Origin of the sequence: Rhodococcus sp. T9N (assembly GCF_024436645.1) — a bacterium.
Classification (GTDB): Bacteria; Actinomycetota; Actinomycetes; order Mycobacteriales; family Mycobacteriaceae; genus Rhodococcus_F; species Rhodococcus_F qingshengii.
The window spans coordinates 814,156-833,017 of sequence record NZ_JAMSKS010000001.1 but is presented as its reverse complement, the minus strand read 5'-3'; the positions used below and the strand labels follow the sequence as shown (position 1 = coordinate 833,017).

Annotated in this window: 18 protein-coding genes; 7 read left to right on the top strand and 11 right to left on the bottom strand. The window is 61.8% G+C overall.

The features are described from left to right. Positions 1-142: 142 nt before the first annotated feature. The 3 genes from M1L53_RS03835 to M1L53_RS03825 form a co-directional block, all read right to left on the bottom strand. Positions 143-586, bottom strand: coding sequence for an SRPBCC family protein (locus M1L53_RS03835; protein WP_003943564.1), 444 nt, complete (start codon positions 584-586; stop codon positions 143-145). A gap of 3 nt (positions 587-589) precedes the next feature. Beyond that, the gene (locus tag M1L53_RS03830; RefSeq protein ID WP_003943578.1) at positions 590-2,143 is read right to left on the bottom strand and encodes a succinic semialdehyde dehydrogenase; all 1,554 of its coding nucleotides are present in this window, start codon (positions 2,141-2,143) and stop codon (positions 590-592) included. A gap of 78 nt (positions 2,144-2,221) precedes the next feature. Next, positions 2,222-3,538, bottom strand: a complete 1,317-nt coding sequence (locus M1L53_RS03825) for an MFS transporter (protein ID WP_030536659.1) — start codon at positions 3,536-3,538, stop codon at positions 2,222-2,224. Positions 3,539-3,609: 71 nt separating this feature from the next. Here M1L53_RS03825 and M1L53_RS03820 point away from each other — a divergent pair, with 71 nt between their 5' ends. Further along, on the top strand, positions 3,610-4,581 hold the full coding sequence (locus tag M1L53_RS03820; protein ID WP_007735863.1) for a GlxA family transcriptional regulator: 972 nt from the start codon (positions 3,610-3,612) through the stop codon (positions 4,579-4,581). A 30-nt stretch (positions 4,582-4,611) separates the two neighbouring features. After that, complete coding sequence (locus tag M1L53_RS03815) at positions 4,612-4,989, top strand: DUF5313 family protein (protein WP_054188707.1); 378 nt, start codon at positions 4,612-4,614, stop codon at positions 4,987-4,989. A gap of 7 nt (positions 4,990-4,996) precedes the next feature. On the opposite strand, the gene M1L53_RS03810 is transcribed toward M1L53_RS03815, so the two are convergent. Then, positions 4,997-6,724: an oleate hydratase gene (locus M1L53_RS03810; RefSeq protein ID WP_083471247.1), complete on the bottom strand. Its 1,728-nt coding sequence runs from the start codon at positions 6,722-6,724 to the stop codon at positions 4,997-4,999. Between the two features lie 46 nt (positions 6,725-6,770). Then, positions 6,771-7,649, bottom strand: a complete 879-nt coding sequence (locus M1L53_RS03805) for a TetR family transcriptional regulator (protein WP_223304632.1) — start codon at positions 7,647-7,649, stop codon at positions 6,771-6,773. Positions 7,650-7,812: 163 nt separating this feature from the next. Between M1L53_RS03805 and M1L53_RS03800 the strand changes: the two genes are divergently transcribed. The 3 genes from M1L53_RS03800 (at position 7,813) to M1L53_RS03790 (ending at position 12,239) form a co-directional block, all read left to right on the top strand. After that, positions 7,813-8,766 (top strand): cyclase family protein, encoded by a 954-nt coding sequence (locus tag M1L53_RS03800; protein WP_007735859.1) that lies wholly within the window; start codon positions 7,813-7,815, stop codon positions 8,764-8,766. Further along, on the top strand, positions 8,763-10,412 hold the full coding sequence (locus M1L53_RS03795) for a class I adenylate-forming enzyme family protein (RefSeq protein ID WP_054188710.1): 1,650 nt from the start codon (positions 8,763-8,765) through the stop codon (positions 10,410-10,412). Before M1L53_RS03800 ends, M1L53_RS03795 begins: the two co-directional genes overlap by 4 nt. Before the next feature lie 378 nt (positions 10,413-10,790). Beyond that, on the top strand, positions 10,791-12,239 hold the full coding sequence (locus tag M1L53_RS03790; protein WP_054188711.1) for a histidine-type phosphatase: 1,449 nt from the start codon (positions 10,791-10,793) through the stop codon (positions 12,237-12,239). Here M1L53_RS03790 and M1L53_RS03785 read toward each other — a convergent pair. Together M1L53_RS03785 and M1L53_RS03780 are read right to left on the bottom strand one after the other, a co-directional pair. Continuing rightward, a complete protein-coding gene (locus tag M1L53_RS03785) occupies positions 12,185-12,568 on the bottom strand; it encodes a helix-turn-helix domain-containing protein (protein ID WP_058227381.1) in 384 nt (127 codons plus the stop codon). The two genes, M1L53_RS03790 and M1L53_RS03785, sit on opposite strands and share 55 nt — an antisense overlap. A gap of 152 nt (positions 12,569-12,720) precedes the next feature. Continuing rightward, positions 12,721-13,179 carry a hypothetical protein gene (locus M1L53_RS03780; RefSeq protein WP_054188712.1) on the bottom strand — a complete coding sequence of 153 codons (459 nt, stop codon included), beginning with the start codon at positions 13,177-13,179 and terminating at the stop codon, positions 12,721-12,723. Positions 13,180-13,350: 171 nt separating this feature from the next. On the opposite strand from M1L53_RS03780, the gene M1L53_RS03775 reads away from it, so the two are divergent. Then, a complete protein-coding gene (locus tag M1L53_RS03775) occupies positions 13,351-14,247 on the top strand; it encodes an oxygenase MpaB family protein (RefSeq protein WP_003943533.1) in 897 nt (298 codons plus the stop codon). A 62-nt stretch (positions 14,248-14,309) separates the two neighbouring features. Here M1L53_RS03775 and M1L53_RS03770 read toward each other — a convergent pair whose 3' ends face one another. Next, a complete protein-coding gene (locus M1L53_RS03770; protein ID WP_042920782.1) occupies positions 14,310-14,768 on the bottom strand; it encodes a GNAT family N-acetyltransferase in 459 nt (152 codons plus the stop codon). Between the two features lie 148 nt (positions 14,769-14,916). Here M1L53_RS03770 and M1L53_RS03765 point away from each other — a divergent pair, with 148 nt between their 5' ends. Continuing rightward, positions 14,917-15,492: a hypothetical protein gene (locus tag M1L53_RS03765; RefSeq protein WP_232319104.1), complete on the top strand. Its 576-nt coding sequence runs from the start codon at positions 14,917-14,919 to the stop codon at positions 15,490-15,492. Positions 15,493-15,502: 10 nt separating this feature from the next. Here M1L53_RS03765 and M1L53_RS03760 read toward each other — a convergent pair whose 3' ends face one another. From M1L53_RS03760 to M1L53_RS03750, 3 genes are read right to left on the bottom strand one after another with little or no spacing between them, the layout of a single operon-like run. Next, positions 15,503-16,438, bottom strand: coding sequence for a tyrosine-protein phosphatase (locus tag M1L53_RS03760; protein ID WP_054188713.1), 936 nt, complete (start codon positions 16,436-16,438; stop codon positions 15,503-15,505). 51 nt (positions 16,439-16,489) lie between these two features. Beyond that, positions 16,490-17,653: a hypothetical protein gene (locus tag M1L53_RS03755; protein WP_054188714.1), complete on the bottom strand. Its 1,164-nt coding sequence runs from the start codon at positions 17,651-17,653 to the stop codon at positions 16,490-16,492. Beyond that, on the bottom strand, positions 17,650-18,858 hold the full coding sequence (locus tag M1L53_RS03750; RefSeq protein WP_054188744.1) for a phosphotransferase family protein: 1,209 nt from the start codon (positions 18,856-18,858) through the stop codon (positions 17,650-17,652). The genes M1L53_RS03755 and M1L53_RS03750 overlap by 4 nt, the downstream gene beginning before the upstream one ends. Positions 18,859-18,862: the final 4 nt, after the last annotated feature.

The window sequence follows — 18,862 nt, the reverse complement described above, 5'->3', positions numbered from 1 at the left end:
TGTCGGGTGGGCTGGCCTTCCCCCACGGCGGCAACGCGCTTCATTGGGGTGTCGACTACCCACCCCGGCGTGCTGCCCACCCTTAACACAAAACTATGGGGGGCGCCACCCCAACCGCGTCCCCCCCCACTTGTGTAAGTTTCTAGCTCTCCAGAAACGCCTTGATGCGCGCCAGAGTAGTTTCCATTCCGGTCTGCATCAGCTGATCTCGACCCCGACCGAGTAGGCCGCTACCCGACATCATGCGCACGTAAAGCGCAGGCGTCGCATAGATCTCACGAGTCTCGGTAAGCACGGTGCCCGTTCCCGAAGGCTCGAGCACAAAGGTCCACCGCGCTTTCGGCTCGTCCGATTCGAAGGAGAACCTCCGGCAGTCGACCACGTCGACCACCGTGCAGTGCGTGCTCCACCGAATCAGACCATGCTTGTTGGTGCCCTTGAACTTTGCACCCACAGTGCCCGGAGTTCCGGAAGTCCATGTTCCACCGGTGTTTTCAGGACTGAAGCGACCCATACCTTCGATGTCGCTGACAACCTTCCACACCGATACCGGCGTTGCCTCGATGTACGCGCTGGCGGTTTCCACCCGTTACCGGCCCGGAACCCAGGACATGATCTTGATGGCGTGAGGCATGAGCTTTGCCCACACCTTGGCCGGAAGTCCGCGCGGTCCACCGAGATTCATGACGCGAGTGGTGGCAACGGTCTGCGGTTCGGTGTACTTGATCAGCCCCTCGGCGCCGTGACGACGACCGACGCCCGAGACACCCATGCCACCCATCGGTGCTGCGGTGCTGCCCCAGGTGGGTGCGTAACCCTCGTCGACGTTGACGGTGCCGGCGTGGATGCGCGCTGCGATGGCTTCGCCGGCAGCCTTGCTTCCAGCCCACACACTGGCGTTGAGGCCGTACTCGGTGTCGTTGGCCGCAGCGATGGCCTCTTCGACGTCCTTGACGGGGTAAATCGAGACGAGCGGCCCGAAGGTCTCGTCGCGGTAGCACTCGGCGTCTTCGGGAACCCCGGTGAGCAGGGTGGGCTCGTAGAACAGCGGTCCGATGTCCGGCCGGGCCTTTCCACCGGCAATGACGGTGGCGCCCTTGACCACTGCGTCGTCGACATGAGCGGAGATTGCCTTGACCTGCGCCTCGGAGACGAGGCTGCCCATCTCGATTCCGAATTCGTATCCGGCGGCGAGGTTCATCTTCTTGACGCGGTCACCGAACATGCGGATGAACTCGGGTGCGATGGACTCTTCGACGTAGATGCGCTCGATGGAGATGCACAGCTGACCGGAGTTGGAGAAGCACGCACGCACAGCGGCGTCGGTGACCTCGCGCAGGTCTGCGCCGGCCGCGACGATCATCGGGTTCTTGCCACCGAGTTCGGCGGAGAAGCCGATCAGTCGACGGCCGGCCTGCTCGGCGAGGAGCTGACCGGTCGCGGTGGAACCGGTGAACATGAGGTAATCGGTGTTCTCGACCAGGGCGGTGCCGACGACGGAGCCCGGCCCGGGAACCACGGCGAAGAGGTCGCGAGGCAGACCCGCCTTGTAGAGCAGTTCGACGCAGGCGAGCGCGCAGTACGGTGTCTGGCTGTCCGGCTTGAGGACAACGGCGTTACCGGCGAGCAGCGCGGCGATGGCGTCAGACACGGCCAGCGTCATCGGGTAGTTCCACGGCGAGATGACGCCGACTACGCCCTTGGGCTGGTAGCGGACGACGGTCTTCGTCAGACCCGGGAGCATGCCGGAGACGCGACGCGGGCGCAGCAGCTTCGGCGCCACACGTGCGTAGTGACGCGACGTCATCGAGATGTCGAGGACTTCTTCCTGAGCTGCGGTACGCGACTTTCCGGTCTCGGCCTGAGCCATGTCCATGAGGGCGTCGCGGTTCTCGAGGATGAGATCGCGGTAGCGGTGGAAGACGGCAGCGCGGTCGAGGACGGAGCGCTTGGCCCATTCCTTCTGGGCGACGCGGGCACGGGCGATGGCCGCAAGTGCGTCGTCGGCGGTGCCGACGGGGATGGTCGCCAGCTCCTTGCCGGTGAACACCTCGGTGATGGACTTCGTCGGGCGATCGGCAACATTGTCGATGGCGATCAGATCGGCGAGCCGCGAGAAGGTCGCAGCGGACGGAGCAGGCATTTCAGTACCCCTACTGGTGAGTAGTTCTTGGAGTTACACACAACTTACCCCGTCGGTGGTACCGATCACAGTGCCGAATCAGACAGAGTCAACCAATACTGCCTCTTTCGGACGTTTTGCGATCAACAACGACATGACTGCAGCGATCGCGCAGAGCGCGCCGGCCACCAAGAAGGCAGCGTCGTACGAGCCGATCTGATCACGAACGAGGCCGGCCAAGAAGGCCACCAGACCCGCACCGATCTGGTGCGATGCCAGCACCCAACCGAACACGATGGGGGCGTCGGCGCCGAAGTGTTGACGGCACAGCGCGACGGTCGGCGGAACCGTCGCCACCCAGTCGAGCCCGTAGAAGATGACAAACGCGATCATCGGCGGATTCACGGTGTTGGCGAGCAGCAGCGGCAGGAAGAGCAGCGAGATTCCGCGGAACAGGTAGTAGATGCCGAGAAGTTTTCGCGAGTCCATCCGGTCGGTGAACCAACCCGAAGCGATGGTGCCGACCATGTCGAGGATTCCGATCAACGCCAACAGGGACGCGGCAGTCGTGATCGGCATTCCGTGGTCGTGCGACGCCGGGACGAAGTGCGTGCCGATCAGTCCGTTGGTGCTCGCGCCGCAGATCGCGAAGGTACCGGCGAGAAGCCAGAACACCTTGGTCTTCGACGCCATCACCAGCACCGAGATCGCCCGGCCCCCGGCGCCGCCGCGCTGGTAGACAGGCTTGGCTGGTGGGGCGTAATCGGCGGGCGCGCCGTACGGCGTCGTACCCACGTCGGACGGATAGTTGCGCAGGAACAGCAGAACGAACGGCACGACGGCCAGCGCGGCAAACGAAACTGTGAAGGCGACGCTCTTCCAGTCGTACGTTTCGGCGATCTTCGCCAGGACCGGAAGGAACACCAGCTGACCGGCAGCACCACCGGCCGTCAGGATGCCGGTCACGAGACCACGCTTCTCGACGAACCAGCGATCGACGACGGTGGCGACAAACGCCAGCGCCATCGAACCGGTACCGAGACCGACGAAGACACCCCACAGCAGAATGAGCTGCCAACTCGAGGTCATGAAGATGGTGAGACCACTGCCGAGCGAGATGAGCGCCAACGCCGAGGTGACGACCGCCCGGATACCGAACCTCTCCATCAGGGCAGCAGCGAACGGCGAGGTCAACCCGTACAGAATCAGGTTGACCGAGACGGCCGCCGAGATGCTGGCGCGCGACCACCCGAAATCTTCGTGCAGCGGATCGATCAGCACCGATGGGGCAGCGCGGAAGCTCGCCGCACCGACCAACGCCAGGAATGCCACGATCGCGACGGACCAGGCGCGGTGAAAGCGCGGCGGGCTCACCTGCTGTTGGCCTGATTCGGGGAGAGCGGTCTCAGAAGTCACAGAGAGAATTCTGCAGTTCGGATTCGATCGAGAACAGTGGCCAGATTGCCAATATATGAAAGAATCAAGCCATGTCTGGTCCGCATCGCGTCGTCGTACTGGCTCTGAATGGAGTCATCCCCTTCGAACTCGGCATCCCGGCGCGCATCTTCGGACGTGCCCTCGACGTCGAGGATCGGCCGCTGTACGAGATCCTGACGTGCACCGTCGACGGCAATCCCGTGCAGACCGACGCAGACTTCAGCATCTCGGTCGACCACGGGAGCGAGTTGCTCGCCACCGCCGACACCGTCGTCATCCCCGCGTCGTACGAGTTGGGTCCGGCCTACGAAGACGGTTACCTCTCCCCCGAGTTGGCCGCAGCTTTCCAACACATCCGGCCGGGCACTCGGCTGGTCTCGATCTGCACCGGGTCGTACATCCTCGCCGCGGCGGGTTTGCTCGACGGACTCCGCGCCACGACGCACTGGCGTAACACCGACCATTTCCAGCGTGTCTATCCCAAGGTGAACGTGGATCCGGACGTGCTGTTCGTCGACGAAGGCCACATCCTGACCTCGGCCGGGGTGGCGTCGGGAGTCGACCTCTGCCTGCATATCGTCAGGCGTGACCACGGCATGGAAGTGGCGAACACCGTCGCGAGGCGTTGCGTCGTACCGCCGTGGCGCGACGGTGGTCAAGCTCAGTACATCCGACGCCCCCTGGCCGACAAGCCTTCGGAATCGACTGCCGACGCTCGGCACTGGGCCCTCGAACATCTCGACGACCCGATCACCCTGGCGGACCTGGCGACGCGCGCCAACATGAGCGTCCGCACGTTCAGCCGTCGATTCCGCGACGAAGTCGGAACCACACCGAACCGCTGGTTGACCAGCAGACGCGTCGATCGGGCGCGGGAACTACTGGAGGAATCCGATCTGTCGATCGATGCGATTGCTGCTCGAACCGGCTTCGGGACTGCGACATCCATGCGTCAACACATGAACGAGGCCCTCGGCGTTTCACCGAGCGCCTACCGACGCACGTTCAAGGCACCGGTGTAAGCGGCAGTACCAGGCACTATCCTGGATGCCATGGCCGAACAGACTCGCCCGAACTTTTCTCAGTACTGCGGATACCTCCTGGGGAAGACGCTCCCCGACCGGTACCAGGACTGGGTGCGGAACGATCTGGTCGGACCGGGTGCCCAGGCCCGCTACATCATCCGCTTCACCGTGCCGGCGACGCTGATCCTTCTGCTGTTCCTCTTGATTCCGGGACCGATCTGGATTCCCTTGGCCATGATGGCCTTGTTGCTCATCCCGCTCGCGTACTTCGTCGTGGCGCTCGGGACCATCTACCGCCGTCACCGCCTGCTGAGCCACGGACTCGATCCCGAACTGCTCGACGAGAAGGCCCAGCGCCGTGCCGATCGCACTCGCGAGGACTACGAGAAGCGGCACGGTCGCTGAGCACCCCTCAGCGGAACATCGTCACTGCGGCCTTGGCGAGGACCTTCGGATCCTTCTCGTAGTGATGCATCTTGGTGAGCTTGTCTTCCGGAATCCCCAGGAACTTGTAGACGGCTACCTGAGCACAGCGCACCGAGTACTGCTCGGTGAACACCATGTCGAACGGCAACTCCGCGAACTGACTGATGAACGCCAGGTTCTTGGAGTGCTTCGGCACCACCAGCGGCCGGTCGCCGACGGCGCGCCGATTGAACAGCGCACTGGCGTAAGGCATATGGCTGGGAATCGAATTCACGACGCTGCCGGTGATCTCTTGTCGACGCGCGGCGAGCGCACCGCTCTCGTCGAGCGCCTCGAGGTGTCCGAGCGTCTCTTCCAGCATTTCCCGCCCGGTCATCTCGATGAACGGCTTCTTCACGTAGTCGCCGTCCTTGCGCGGGAACAGACAGTAACCCCAGAAGACTCCTTCGTTCTCCTTCTGCGCGTGGTAGTGCGGCTGATGGTGGACCACGATCGAGAGAAGCACGTTCGAGTCCACGAATGTGTTGAGCGCATTTCCGGGGAGCTGCTTGGTGATTCGGGAAATCTCGTTGATGAGCTCGTGTGACGAAGTGGTGACGGTGAAGCTGGTCCACTCACTCTGCGCCCGGTCCCCGAAGAACTTGTCGGGATTCCCGAGATCGTAGAAATGCTCGGTGGCCTGCTTCCACAGCAGCGCACTCGGTGCGTATCTCATGTCTTCGACGATCGGGGTATCCAGATCGCCGATCGAAGAACTGTCGGTGATGCTGCCGTTGGTGTCGAAGACGAAATCGCCCTCCGCCACGTCGATTCGGCCCTTCTCACCGGTGCGGACGTTTTCGTAATCGAGTCCCGTCACGATGATCTCGTCTCGTAGCGGGGTGTCCTTGAACACGAACTCCGTGATCTTCAGTTCGTTGACGAACTTCACGCCCTTGCCTTCGAGGAAGGCCCGCATCGGCAAGATGATGCTCTCGTACTGGTTGTACGGGGATCTGGTGACACCGGCAAGAGTTTGAATGCGACTGAACTCGAGAATCATTCGGTTCATGTACCGGCGCAGCTCCATCGCCGAACTCACCCGCTTGAAAGCAAATGTGGTCTCCCACATGTACCAGAAGTTGGTGGTGAAGAAGTGCGGAGTGTCCTCGAACCACTGCTCGATACTGATGTCGTCGAGTTTTGCCTCGTCCGACTCCGGCATCGTCATCAGCTTCGTCAACAAGTACCGATCCTTGTTGTCGAATTGCATGTGCTTGTAGTCGTTTTCACCCTTGTTGCGAATACCGTCGCGATCGATCAATCGTGCGACGTCGTGCGTCGGATGTGCGTGGTCGAAATCGAGAATGTCATCCGTCACCGATTTTCCCGGGTTGTCCAGCGACGGAACCACACTCAGCACGTCCCAGAGGTTCTCATAGGTCTCCTCGTTGAGCATGCGACCGCCACGATTGATGAAACCCGCGTCGTTACCGAGTTCGCGATGGCCGTACTGGTGCTGGAAGGTAGCGGCAGATTCGCCGTCGTTCGCTCCGTGCATGTCCAGGCCCATGATGGTGATGTCCTCACCGTTCCACTCACCGTCTCGAATCAGATAGACGGCAGCCGAGAGGTTTCCGATGCCGGCACCGATCATGTAGGCCTTGTGAGACAGATTGGAAGACATTGGGTTTCGTTCCTTACTCGAGTCGCGGTACGGATACCTTCCAAGCATGGACCCCTTTGCCCGCTGGCGCATCACCCGAACCGGATGACGTCCGTCACGGTCGCTGAAGGCGCACCAGATCCAGTGCAAAACGCGCGTAGTCGCGTGCAATTTCCTCGGGCGTTTGTGGTCCGCTCGGCCGATACCATTGCGCGACAGAGACACACATCACGACAATCGCACGCGCGGCCTGTCTCGGCCGATCCGTCTCGAACACACCGGCGGCGATTCCGTCGTCCACCTGCTTCGTCATCAACCATTGCTGGTAGTTGCGTGATTCCGTGATGCGCAACCTGTTCTCGGCTGTGAGACTGCGCATTTCGCTGGCGCCGAGGAATCCTTGATCACGCCGATAGATATGGAACAAGGTCACACATTCGACGAGGAAAGCCAGCCTTTCGGAGGGACTTTCGCCCTCGTCGATAGCCGCCAACGATCTCGTGTTCAGTTCAGCCATGGTGAGGTCGAGAATTTCGGCCAACATCTGTTGCTTGCTGGAATAGTGGTGATACAGACCCGGAACACTCATCTGCGCACGTTTGGCGATCTCACGCATCGCAGCGCCGTGATATCCGGTCTTCACCATCTCCGCGAGCGCTGCAGCCAACACCGGATCGAACGAACTCGGACCGAACCTTCGCCACTCGTTCGGGCGAAAATGTGCGTCCGGGTCGGCGTCGTCGCCTCCCCATCGCGGCTGTTCCGGCGGACGCACTATCGCAGCCGGGAGCAGAGCGTCGAAACGCACTCCGAGAATCCCGCCGATTGCCGCCAACCGGTCGACGCTGACTCTGGTCTTTCCGGTCTCGACAGCGCTGAGGGTAGCCGGGCTGACATCGAGACGCCTGGCCAATTCACGCAGCGAGAGCCCGCTGTGACGCCGCGCTTGCCGGATCGACGCTCCGATCAGGACGGCATTCTCGAATTCGGTCACAGTGTTCAGTATTCCCGAACATTGGATTTCCAACAATGCGATGACCACGGCAATCGGTGAACCTGTTGACTACTGATTATCGGCCTGAACATGATGTGGATCACAAAGACCCAGGTCCGCCCGAGCGATCGTTCGGTGTCGGTAGCGAGAGGATCGAATCACCATGACCGAGGCGCCATATCTTGGAGAACTCCTGCGCGACGCACCCAGCAACTGGGGCAAGTGGGGAGAGTCCGACGAGGTCGGTTCACTGAACTACCTCGACGCCGGACAGGTGCTTCGTGGCGTCGGAACCATCAAGCAGGGTTCCGTGTTCACACTCCAACGTCTTATCGGCGATCCCAAGGGTGATCCGGTCTGGCCGGGCCGGAGCCCCGCCGAGCGCACACAGATCTTCGACGAGAGCAGCTGGGACGGCGACGACGCACCCAACTTCCCCGGCGGCCTGCATTACGCGGACGACAAGATCGACGCGTTCCTGCAGGGTTCGACGCAGTACGACGCGCTCGGACACGTCTGGTACGACGGCGCCCTGTGGAACGGATACTCCGCTGACACGACAGTCGGCGGCCTCGAGAAGGCCAGCGTCGAACCGATTGCCGACCGTGGCGTCGTCGGACGCGCAGTACTTCTCGACATGGCAAAGTTCCGCGGCAAGGAAAACCTCGACAAGGCCGAAACCTTCACGCACCATGATCTTTTGGCCTGTGCCGAAGCGCAGGGGGTCACCATCGAGAAGCGTGACATCCTCGTCATCCGCACCAACTTCCTCAAGCTGTTCTTCGACCAGGGCGAAGCCTTCTACGAGGGCTTCTGCGAGCCCGGCCTGATCTACAGCCCCGAACTCGTCCAGTGGTTCCAGGACATGGAGATCCCCAACCTTGTCACTGACACCATTGCCAACGAGGTCACCACCGACCCCGAAAACGGTGTGGCACTGGTTCTCCACAACGCATTGATGCGCAACCTCGGAGTGGTGTTCACCGAGATCTGCGATCTGGAGAAGCTGGCCGCGGACTGCGCGGCCGACGGCCAGTACACGTTCCTGTACGTCGCCGCGCCACTCAAGGTTGCCAAGGCCAGCGGCTCTCCCGTGAATCCGGTTGCCATCAAATGACATACGAAGATCGCCCTTGGTTGGCGTTGTACCGCAACCACGTTCCCCCCGACATCGACGTCGAACACCCCACGATGCTCGAAATGTTGGCAGCGGCGGTCCGCTCTGATCCGGACGCCACGGCTGTGAAGTACTTCGACGGTCAACTCAGTTACGCCGAAGTGGATCAGCAGAGTGACGCCCTGGCCCGAGCACTCCGAGCCGGTGGACTGGTGAAGGGTGACCGCGTCGCTCTGTTCCTCCAGAACGTTCCGCAGTTCGTGCTTGCGCTCGCCGGAATCTGGAAAGCCGGCGGCGTCGCAGTCTCGATCAATCCCATGAGCCGTGAACGAGAACTGGGATACCAACTCGAAGATTCCGGAGCAGCGGTTCTGATCGCTCTCGAGGGGCTCTACGAGTCCGTCGGCCGCAATGTCGTCTCCGACTCGCCGGTCAGGCGAGTTATCACCACCTCGGAACTCGAGTACCAAAGTCGCAACGATCCGAGGATTTTCGACGAAATCGTCAAGAAGGATCTCGGTACCGACGATCTCGCGACGCTGATCGACGAACATCGTCTCGGCGATCCGATCACCACTGACGCTGCACCGGAAGACATTGCGGTACTGACCTATACGTCGGGAACCACCGGTCCGCCGAAGGGAGCGATGACCTCTCACGCGAACATGACCTTCAACGCCCAGGTGTACCGGGACTGGTTGGGGCTCACCCCGAAAGACACGGTTCTCGGAGTTGCACCGCTCTTCCACATCACGGGGTTGATCGGTCACATCGCGGTGTCCGTCCTGGCGAGAATGCCGCTGGTGCTTGCCTATCGCTTCCAGCCCGAGGTGATGCTCGACGCGATTCGTGAGCACCAACCGACATTCACAGTCGGCGCCATCACTGCTTTTACGGCACTGCTCAACACTCCGGGTTGCGCGCCGGAAGACTTCTCCTCCATGCGGTTGCTGTATTCCGGCGGCGCACCCATCTCGCCGACTGCCGCCGAGGCCGTCCGCGCCATGACCGGCGCTGCGCTGCACAACATCTACGGGCTGACCGAGACCACGTCGCCGACCCATGCCGTTCCCGTTGGTGCGGATACGCCGGTCGACCCCACATCCGGAGCACTGTCTGTCGGCGTTCCCGTACCCAACACCGTGGTCCGCATCGAAGACGAGGGCGGTGCGGTCCTGCCGATCGGAGAGATCGGCGAACTGGTCGTCCGAGGTCCACAGGTGGTGCGCGGTTACTGGAACAAGCCGGAGGAGAGTGCGTCGGCCATTCGCGACGGGTGGTTCCACACCGGCGACGTGGGGTTCATGGACGAAGCCGGCTGGTTCTACGTCGTCGACCGTAAGAAGGACATGATCATCGCGTCCGGCTACAAGGTGTGGCCACGCGAGGTCGAGGACGTTCTTGCCGAGCACCCCGCAGTCCGTGAGGCGGCAGTCGTCGGGATCGCCGACGAATACCGCGGTGAGACGGTGAAGGCGTTTGTCAGCCTCGTCGCGGGGGCGTCCGTCACCCCGGAAGATCTGATCGATCACTGCAAGCAGCGGATGGCGGCGTACAAGTACCCACGCTCCGTGGTGCTGGTGGAGGAACTGCCCAAGACCGTCACCGGCAAGATACTGCGACGGGAACTGCGCACGATCTCTTGATCGCGGGGCAGCGGGCGGACTTCGCGGTCCGCCTGCTGTCTGATCGCGCACAGTTTCCGGTCGACCGCGCCATTGAGGTAATGGAACAGTAATATGTGCTGAGTACCCACGGACAAACGGGAGACATCAGTGAGCAAGTTCGGACGTAAGAAGCAGCCCACGCCCAAGAGCTACCAGTGGCTGGCCATGACCCTCATCGCGTTGTCGCTCTCCGTGTCGATCGGGATTGCCGCCAAACCCTCCTGAGCTCCGCGAATCCGAAACTTGTAACCCCGCGTCCATCTGCACATGGGCAAATAGGAGCAATTCGGACGCTTAGCTGTTCTAACTTTCCTTCCGTCGTGTCACCTCGGCACCGACGGAGAGGATCAACTCACCATGCGAAGCTCACGCTTCGGCGTGCTGGCCGCTGCCGGCGCTGTCGGACTAGTGCTTGTCACCAGCAGCGTCCAGTCCATCGCCACGGCGTCACAGTTCGGTTCGCTCGACGCCGGTTCGAGCTCCGGTTCGACAGCGATACCGACCGTCAGCGACGGCGGCTTCACGTCCAAGACGCCCTACACTCCCGGCCAGCGCATCGCCGACTATCAGGCGCCGCCGACGGGATACTCCCCCGTGTACACGGAAAGTGTTGCGCGCCATGGTTCCAGAGCACTGTCGAGCCTGAAGTACGACGACCTGAGCCTGCAGCTGTGGGAAATCGCCGAAGCCGAGAACGCATTGACCCCCGTCGGCAAGGAATTCGGCCCGGCCCTCCGTGATCTCATGGCCGCCAACAAGAAGCTGGGGTACGGCAACCTCAGCGGACTCGGGATCACCGAACACAGACAGCTCGGCGCGCGGGTCACCGAACGCCTCCCCCAACTGTTCGACGCCATCGCAGCGCAGCAGGGCACCATCACCTTGACCTCGTCGGGTGTGGACCGTGCCGTGGACAGCGCCGAGAACTTCGCGCAAGGGCTGACCGGTGCGTTTCCAGCCGTCGCCGGCGATGTTGCGCCGGTGACCACGGATGCCGACCTTCTCTACTTCCACGACTCGGATGCAAACGCCGACTACAAGGACTACGAAGAGTCCGATCCTCGACTGAAAGCCGTCGACGACCAGATCGCCGATCTTCCCCGCACCCGCGAGGTCTCACGGCACATGATGCTCAGGCTCTACTCGGAGGACTTCGTCAACCGCCTGAGCGCGGGCGAGTTCTCACTCGTCGACCGCGGCAAGGGTTCCAGCACGATCGACAACGAAGTCGACGCCGCGTACATGCTGTACAACACGTACATCATCACTCCGGGCATGGCCGAAGAAGGCAAGTGGAATTTCGAGCGGTTCATCGAACCTGCTGACGCGCAGTGGCTCGCATACACGAACGATGCCGAGGACTTCTACGCCAAGGGCCCGGGCTTCACCGGTGAGGACGTCACCTACCGGATGGCAACCGTCCTGCGCGACGAGTTCCTGCGCGGCCTGCAGAAACACACCGGCGACGACGCCGTCCCGGGAGCGGATTTCCGGTTTGCACACGCAGAAACGATCATCCCCTTCGCGGCACTCTTGAAACTGCCGGGAAGCACCGTCTCGCAGGCGGAGGGCGACCTCTACACCTATGCGAACAACCCCTGGCGCGGATCGCAGGTCAGCCCGATGGCTGCGAACGTGCAGTGGGACGTCTACGCCGGACCGGAGGGTAAGCGTCTGGTCCGAATGCTCTACAACGAGCGCGAGACAGCATTTGCTGCCCCGTGCGCTCCGGTGAGCGCCGGGAGTTTCTTCTACACGCCGGACGAACTGGCCCGCTGCCTGCCGGAGATTTCACCGGCAGCCTGAGATCCGGCAACTCGGGATCCAGCCAGCGGTCGACGAGGGCGCGCCCATACCTGGTGCAATGCCAGCATGCGCGCCTTCTCGTCGTCTTCCATCAACAAGGCGTCGCAGATCCTCACGATGACCGGAGCCGAAACACCAACGGACGTACCCTGTTCCAGCCGCTGATAGTGATTGAAGCTGATGTCGGCAATCTGCGCGACATCGCGCCGACTGAGGCCGTGCATTCGGCGAGCACCCTCGCAGCGCATGCCGACCTTTTCGGGCGCAAGACTGTTTCGTTTTTCGACGAGCATCTGGCTCATCAACTGACGCGCGCTCGACCCGTTCACGTCGCCACCTTTTCCATCCCTGAAATATGCTTTCACCTAACATGTTTCAGAATATGGGATGGGGCGGACCCGGCGGTATCTCCGAGATGACAGATAATCACGCGATACCGCCAACCCTGTGCCCGTCCAGGCCGCGACGATGAGGCTCAAGATCAGGCTATGAACCTGCCGATCGTCGGATTCGACTGGCAGATGGGACTACTGCCCCAGTTGATCGAACCGAACGCCGTCGCAACGACATTGCCGACGCCGGTGTTCACCGTCGCGGACAGGTACGGATAAGTACCGACCAGGTCGACGATTCCGGACTTGCCCGTGTCGGTGTTGACCCACGCAACGGTCACCTGACCCGCCGCCGGGATGGGTGCAGCGGCCGGGAACGAATCGAAGCGAATGTCACCCTTGGCGATGGGCGGATTGGATTCTGGCCCGGACTGGCCGGTGAGTCCGGTCAACGAGGCCAGCGACCCCTGATTCGGACACCCGATAGTGACGGCGGCGCCGCCGAAAGGGTGGGGCGGATCAGCCGAGGCGACTCCGGCGAACATGACGCCCGCGGCAATCGGTAGTCCGATGGCCGCAAAAACCCCGGCCGTGCGTGTGACGCTCATAGCTGCTCCTCGGGTCGACAACACTTTCCGGATACCCCTGGTACAACGCCCGAAACGAAGGAAAGACGACTATTCACACCCCCTAGACAACGCGTGTTGTCAGAACTACAGTCGGTGGTGCAGCTCACACCTATCTCTGCCGCGCGCAGACCAGTCCCAGGGAGTGTTCAGATGAAGCGCTACGACCTCCGCAGTCGCACGGATCAACTCGATCCCGAAACCGATTACGAAGAGATGTCGCGCATTCTCGCGGCGCAAGAGTTTCCCTGGGACATCAATCAGGCGCTCAGCTTCGCACTGTTCCGCACATACGCTGTCCCCTCGATCGGCAAGCTCCTCTTCTCCACAGGCGAATTCACCGACAAGGTTCAGAAGCGCTACGACGACACCAGCCTGATCCTCGACGCCATCCTCGAGCACGGCCTCAGCAGCACCGAAGGCCGCAAGAGCGTGCGTCGAATGAATCAGATGCACGGCTCGTACGACATCTCCAACGACGACATGCTCTATGTCCTGGCCACCTTCGTCGTCACGCCGGTCAGATGGCTCGACGAGTACGGCTGGCGGAAGATGACCGACAACGAGATCGTCGGGTCGACGAATTATTACCGCCACCTGGGTCGGTACATGAACATCAAAGACACGCCGGACACCTACGAGGGCTTCGTCAAACTTCTCGACGACTATGAGCGCGAACACTTTTCATTCGATCCCGGTGCCCGAGCCGTCGCTGATTCCACCCTCGACCTGATGTGCACCTTCCCGCCCAACAACCTGGCACCGAAGGCTCTGGTCAAGGGATTCGCCTTCGCTCTCATGGACGATCACCTACTCGACGCCTTCCACTACAGGCACCCGAGCACTGCGATGCGCGTCGTCTCACGCGGTGCGCTGAAGGTCCGCGCGCGCCTGCTGCGGTTCTTCCCCGTGCGTACGAAGCGGAAATTCGCCCGCGAGCTGCCCAACATCCGCAGCTACCCGAACGGTTACAAGGTCGAAGACCTCGGCACCTTCCCCACGGGATGCCCGGTCAAGCACCTGCAGGCAGACCAGCAGGCCCAAGCGTAAGCAGGTTCCCATCGTGGAGTGGTGGAACTCCTGGCACCCGGGCTGATTCGCGTTTCTCATGCCTAGATGAGGGAGGAGTCGCGACCAGTACGACGAAGGGTGATCAATTCATGGTTCGTCTCGGCGTCGTGTCGACGCCCCTCTTCTTCGAACTCCATCAGCGCATAGAACCTGCGGGCGCGATCGTTGAGGGTGTAGACCTCGAGTGTCACCTCGCCATGCATGGTTGTGGCGTGTTCGACCAACGCCCGCCCGACGCCCAACCCTTGTGACGCCGGCGCGACGAACAGTCCCCCGATTTCGGAGCCGATCATTCCCAACAGTCCAACGACAGCGGAGTTGTGCTCAGCGACCCAATTGTCGGCCTGAATCAGATAAACCTCTCGCATCTTCTGCTCGCGTTCGCCCGTCCCCTCACCCGCAAGGAACGGATGGGCTTCACGGGCAGCGCGCGACCACAGGTCGACGACCACATCCTCATCCGAGGATACGTAGCGGCGAATGATCAGATCCTGGTTCACAATCCGACCATACCCTCAGGCGTCAGCGCACTGACCGGGCCGAAAGTGTTCAATTTTCGGATCCACGCAGGACGACCACGACGTAAATCAGTGGAACAATTCCATTCGTTGCCGCTCCGCAGTTACCGCGTTGTGCAAGGGTTGTCCGATGACTGACGGTGATCCGACAACTGAGCGTGGAGGTCCGGCATCCTGGTGGAAGGTGACAGCGATTGTCACCGCAGTGCTTGTCACTCTCACATGCGGCGTCATCGTGTGGTCCTTCATGCCGCCGGTTGTGTACTTTCCGTTCTTTGCGCTCGCAGCCTCAGTACTGCTCGGTTTGGGCGGAGTGTGGTTGATACTCAGCCTGATTGGCTGGATGAAGTACAAAACTCTGCGTTTGAGCACGATCGCGCCGGTGATCGTGCTCGTCACCGGTGCGCTCGTGACCTTGTCCGTCCCTTCGCATGTTGCGTTTGCATTGTCGAAAGATTCGCTCGAAGCAGTGGCCGCGGATTGCCAGAAGTCGTTGGAAAACCGAACAATTGGTGTCTACCGGGTCCTGCAGGTCTGGCCCGTCGGCAACGGGTGCCGCTTCCACATCGAGGGCGGTCTGATCGATTCGACCGGATTGGCGTACTTACCCGACGGCGCACCATATCTCGGCAAGCCCCGCCGCGACGGCGAGATCGGATACCAGGAGTTCGACGGCGACTGGTACTCGTTCGTTCAAGCGTTTTAGCGGCGCGCAACTAGTCGACGAGCTTGGCCTTCAGAAGCGCGATCGTGTCCGGAGTGAGTCCGAGACCTTCGGTGAGATAACCGTCGACGGTTCCGTAATCGCTGGCTATCTGCGCGAGTCCAGCTTCCAGGTACGAAGCGTCGACACCTAGGGCCGGTTCGAGATTGGTCGCCACCTGCGGGCTCAGGGCCTGAGAGATCTGCGCAAGGATCTTCTCGTTGGTCGCCTGAAGGTAGGTGTTGCTCAACAGATAGTCGTCCATGATCGTCTGGGCGGGGACACCGGCGATGGTCTGCAGCAACACCGCGGTCCAACCCGTGCGGTCCTTGCCTGAGGTGCAATGGAACAACTGCACCCCGTCACTCGCAGCGATGTCCGAGAGGACCTGCTTGAAGCCGGCACGGCGAACGGGATCGGTGACAAAACTGCGGTTGGTGTCGACCAAGAACTGCTTGGCCTCCTCCGGCGACTTGATCGTCGTCGCGAGCTGGGTGAGATCCCTGAACTCGATGGGGATGTTCGTGTACGTCACACCGTCCGGGAGTTTGTCCGCGCCACCGATGAACGGGTTGGAGATCTCGGTTGCGCCGCGCAGGTCATAGGCGTCGGCAAGTCCGAGGCCGGTGAGCGTCGCCTTGTCTGCGTCGCTGGTCGCGGTCAGCGCATTGGACCGGTAGATGACGCCGCGCTTGAGGTGCGAGCCGTCGACGGTGGCGTATCCCCTACCGTCATTGCCGGCGACGTCGCGAAAGTTGGCCACGGAGGCCAAGTTCGGTGTCGGCGCGAGCACAGGATCGAGCGAGCCGAGATCGACCGATCCCGCGTTGAGAGAGCCCAAGTCGAGCGGGATGGCCGTGGCGGGAGCGGCAAACAACAGGCCTCCGGTGACAACAAGTGCGGCGGCCTTCGCACCGCGAGCGAACAACATTCGTGAGCGTGTGGACATGTGGCAGTACCTCTCTCTGTGGTTTGGGATTTGTGGTGTGGTGAGCTGGAGTTACGGTGCGACGTCACCGATTCCGGTGAACCCGTATCGCTGGTGAGGTCCGATGACTGCTACCTCGAACAGGCCTGTCCCGGTGCGGGTTACGCCGTCCTCGACGAGGGTGAACCGAGCCAAGTTGTCGACCGGGCACAGCATCTTCTTCCACGGTTCGATGTCCGAAACCTTTTCCCGCAGGCCTTGAACCACCAGTTCGCCTTGCCACATCCCGTGGCGCCAATCCTGCTCGAGTCCGTAGCCCGTGCCGACACCGATGTAGTTGGGCAGTATCGGTTCGCAGGTGATCTCCAGGATGTGGTCGGATTCGCCTGGTGCACCGGGGCGCCGGAAGTACAGAGTTCCGCTCTTCACCTCGCGAGTACCGGAAATGAAGGTGAGCTGGTGGTCCGGTCGACCCAACCACTCCGGCTCGCGCGAGCGGTCCGCCCAGACGCGAGTCGCATCTTCGAGGATTCGGCGTCCCTGCTGATCTTCTTGAACGATCGTGACGATGGTGAAGTCGCCGAATTGCATGATCGAGTAAATCCAGAAGAAGTTCTGACTGCCGGCTATCGCCGGATCTGCCTTGCGTCCAGGCGGTTCCGCTTCGCCGACCGGTCGCACACCCCAGGACCGATCGCGATTACCCCGCCACGTCTCCGGGGTGACCGGGATGGCGTCGCCGTCGACGGTCAAGGATCCGGACCATGCTCCGGTCTGCACGAATCGTTGAGTATCGAAGGTGACTCGTTCGAGCTGGCGATGGAAATGCCTGGCCTCGAGATTGGCGGGGCCGTCGGATTCGAAGGTGAGGTCGAAGCTCAGGTTCGGCGCTTCGGGACTCGGGTCCAACACCACCCGTAAGCGGTGCAGGCCCTCCATGATCTCGATCCTCAACGGGCCCACTGACAGGTCCATACGATCGTCGCCCAAGGCGCGAGATGCCCGGAAGACTATGTGGTCATCGCCGCGCCGAAGAACCGCAAAGCCGTCGCATACACCAAGATTGGGGTACTGACCGAGACCGATGATGAGAAACAGTGGCTCGGTGTCGCCGTCGACGCCTGCATGGCAGTTGAAGTAGTAGCGGTCGTAGAAGTTTCGATCCGAGGTGCCCACGTGGCGGATGGTCTCGGCGATCTGATGTACCGGGTAGTCGTCGAGCGGGGACAGTGTCATCGTGCATCTCCTGTTGTGAGCGGGGATGTTGCGAGCGACTCCCAGTAGGTGCCGTCGAGCATGGCTTCGAGTGTTTTGTGGTGCAGGATCATCTCGTCCGGGTTGTCGGGGAATTCGGCCTGACCGAAAGCCACTGCGCGACTTTGGACTCGGAACATGATCACCGCGTGCCGCAGCGCGGCGTAAAGGATGTAGAAATCTAGATCCACAACCTGGTGGCCCGAAAGCGAGCGGTAGGCATCTGCCACGTCCTCGCGACGAAGGAAGTCCGGCATTCCGGGGAGTCCGGCCATGGCAGCGAGATCCTCGAAGAACCTGTGCTGGAAGATCATCCAGCCGAGGTCCAGCTCACGCGGCCCCAGTGTGGCCATCTCCCAGTCGAGGACCGCCGCCGGCTCGAAGTCGCGGTAGATGACATTTCCGATCCGCGAGTCACCCCAGCAGAGCACTGCGGAACCGGCATCGGCGGGGAAGTTCGCTTCGATCCAGTCGAAACCGCGCTCGATCAACGGAGATCCTGGTCCGTCGGCTGTTGCCCACTCGTAATAGCGCCGCTGGTCGTCAAGGTGCGCGCGAAGTGCTTCTGCCCCAGTCGGTTCGGCACCATCGCGGCACAACTCGGGGAGTGCGAGGTGCGGATCGGCCATAGCGTGTAGCTCGGCGAGCACCCGGACCGATGACTGCTGGAGTCGAGAACAGTCGTCGGCCGAAGCTTCCGAGAGCCAGGATCCGAACGTGTACGGCATGACATCGGGCGGGATTTCGCCCTCACGCCGTTCCATCACGAAGAACTCGCCGCCGAGCGCGTCCGGGTTGCTCTCGGACCAGTACACCCGCGGGATCGGCACCGACGTGTGAGCGGCGACGGCGCTCATGACCCGAAACTGCTGGTCCAGGTTGTAAGACGGAAAGATCGGTACCGCACTGTCCCGCGGGGCGATACGGGCGACCAAGCGATGCTCGGCTCGAATCCCGTCCTCGATCCACGTCGCATCGAAAAGCACAGTTTCGTTGGACATGCCGTTCGCGGCCGGCACCTCGACCGAGGTCACGGAAGGTTTCGAGCCTCGCCACAGCACGGTCGCGAGCCAGCCTTCGAGGCTGCGCCGCATCTCTGCCGGGTCGTTGCGGGATTCGCCGGGCCTGGCAAATTCGGCGTAGTCGGGATCTTCGCCGGAGTTTTCGGTTTCGGTTCGAAGGTTCATCACC

Bases quoted from the DNA above. Each gene is read 5' to 3' on its own strand.
- M1L53_RS03755 (WP_054188714.1), bottom strand. From the start codon at position 17,653: ATGACACTGTCCCCGCTCGACGACTACCCGGTACATCAGATCGCCGAG.
- M1L53_RS03780 (WP_054188712.1), bottom strand. From the start codon at position 13,179: ATGAGCGTCACACGCACGGCCGGGGTTTTTGCGGCCATCGGACTACCG.
- M1L53_RS03750 (WP_054188744.1), bottom strand. From the start codon at position 18,858: ATGAACCTTCGAACCGAAACCGAAAACTCCGGCGAAGATCCCGACTAC.
- M1L53_RS03790 (WP_054188711.1), top strand. From the start codon at position 10,791: ATGCGAAGCTCACGCTTCGGCGTGCTGGCCGCTGCCGGCGCTGTCGGA.
- M1L53_RS03820 (WP_007735863.1), top strand. From the start codon at position 3,610: ATGTCTGGTCCGCATCGCGTCGTCGTACTGGCTCTGAATGGAGTCATC.
- M1L53_RS03795 (WP_054188710.1), top strand. From the start codon at position 8,763: ATGACATACGAAGATCGCCCTTGGTTGGCGTTGTACCGCAACCACGTT.
- M1L53_RS03800 (WP_007735859.1), top strand. From the start codon at position 7,813: ATGACCGAGGCGCCATATCTTGGAGAACTCCTGCGCGACGCACCCAGC.
- M1L53_RS03775 (WP_003943533.1), top strand. From the start codon at position 13,351: ATGAAGCGCTACGACCTCCGCAGTCGCACGGATCAACTCGATCCCGAA.
- M1L53_RS03810 (WP_083471247.1), bottom strand. From the start codon at position 6,724: ATGCTTGGAAGGTATCCGTACCGCGACTCGAGTAAGGAACGAAACCCA.
- M1L53_RS03760 (WP_054188713.1), bottom strand. From the start codon at position 16,438: ATGTCCACACGCTCACGAATGTTGTTCGCTCGCGGTGCGAAGGCCGCC.
- M1L53_RS03765 (WP_232319104.1), top strand. From the start codon at position 14,917: ATGACTGACGGTGATCCGACAACTGAGCGTGGAGGTCCGGCATCCTGG.
- M1L53_RS03830 (WP_003943578.1), bottom strand. From the start codon at position 2,143: ATGCCTGCTCCGTCCGCTGCGACCTTCTCGCGGCTCGCCGATCTGATC.
- M1L53_RS03815 (WP_054188707.1), top strand. From the start codon at position 4,612: ATGGCCGAACAGACTCGCCCGAACTTTTCTCAGTACTGCGGATACCTC.